This window comes from Actinosynnema sp. NPDC023658, from assembly GCF_040639995.1.
Lineage (GTDB): Bacteria > Actinomycetota > Actinomycetes > Mycobacteriales > Pseudonocardiaceae > Actinosynnema.
The window spans coordinates 1-1,438 of record NZ_JBFAAX010001263.1 but is presented as its reverse complement, the minus strand read 5'-3'; the positions used below and the strand labels follow the sequence as shown (position 1 = coordinate 1,438).

The following is a 1,438-nucleotide window of genomic DNA, read 5'->3' as shown; positions in this document are numbered from 1 at the left end:
CCCGCTCCGGCGGCCGGGCGCGCTCGGGCAAGCCGCCGAACGGGTGTCGCCGCACCGCCTTTTCCCGCACAGCGGGCCCACCCGCTCGGAGGCTTTGCGCAACATCACCCGATTGGCGGAATGCCAGCGGTGCTCCCGATCCCAAGACTGACCCACGCTGGGAGCGCTCCCAGAGCACCGTGCGAAGGAGCGCACCCCGCGGAGGGCTCGACCACGTCAGCGAGTTCGAGCAGCACCGGTTCCGCCGCCCCGGGACCGCGGAAGCCCACGTCGTCGATCAACGAAGATTTGGCGGTACACATGCTGCACAGTTCTGGGAGCGCTCCCACCCCACGCAGGGGCGCGTTGACCGCGAAGATCCCGTCCAGGTCCGGCTCGGTGCTGCGGTCGTCGGCGGTGCTCGGCGCCTGCCTGGCGCTGCTGACCACGCTGCTGGTGACGCTCGGCGCGGGCACCGCGTCCGCGCACGGCGCCGTCAGCGACCCGCCCGCGCGCCACTACGACTGCTACCTGCGCTGGCCCAACGGCCCCACGCAGCAGACCGCGACCGAAGACCCCATGTGCTACAAGGCATGGCAGGCCGACCCGTCGGCCATGTACAACTGGAACGGCCTGTTCCGCGAGGGCGTTGCGGGCAACCACCAGGCCGCCATCCCGGACGGGCAGCTGTGCAGCGCGGGCCTGACCTTCAACGGCCGCTACGCCGCGTTCGACGAACCCGGCCCCTGGAAGGCGGTCGACCGCCCCAGCCGGTTCACCCTCAACCTGCGCGACCAGTCCTCGCACGGCGCCGACTACATCCGCGTCTACGCCACCAAGCAGGGCTTCGACCCCACCACGCAGAAGCTGAAGTGGAGCGACCTGGAGCTGGTCGGCCAGACCGGCAAGATCCCCACCGGGATGACCACGCCCGTCGAGGTCAACGCGCCCGGCCGCACGGGGCACCACATGCTGTACACCGTGTGGCAGGCCAGCCACCTCGACCAGTCCTACTACTTCTGCAGCGACGTCAACTTCACCGGCGGCGGTCAGACCACCACCACGACGACGCCCACCAGCACCACCAGCAGCACCACGACGACCACGACCACCACCACGACCACCAACGTCCCCGCCAAGGGATGCTCGGCCACCCTCCGCACCACCTCGCAGTGGTCCGGCGGCTTCCAGGCCGAGGTGCGCGTGACGGCCGGGTCCTCCGCCGTCACCGGCTGGGCGGTGAACTGGTCCTTCGCCAACGGCGAGCAGATCAACTCGATCTGGAGCGCGACCGCGACCACGAGCGGGACCTCGGTCACCGCCCGCAACGTCAACTACAACGGCTCGCTGTCCGCCGGGGCGAGCACGACGTTCGGCTTCGTCGCGTCCGGCACGCTCGGCACACCTGTTCTCACCTGCACCGCGTCCTGATCGCACCCGGGATGTGGCCGGCTGTCCG

The 1,438-nt window shown here is 70.5% G+C and carries 1 protein-coding gene; it reads left to right on the top strand.

From position 1 onward, the window contains the following. Positions 1–345 precede the first annotated feature (345 nt). Positions 346–1,410 carry a lytic polysaccharide monooxygenase gene (locus AB0G02_RS40110; protein WP_360805748.1) on the top strand — a complete coding sequence of 355 codons (1,065 nt, stop codon included), beginning with the start codon at positions 346–348 and terminating at the stop codon, positions 1,408–1,410. Positions 1,411–1,438 lie beyond the last annotated feature (28 nt).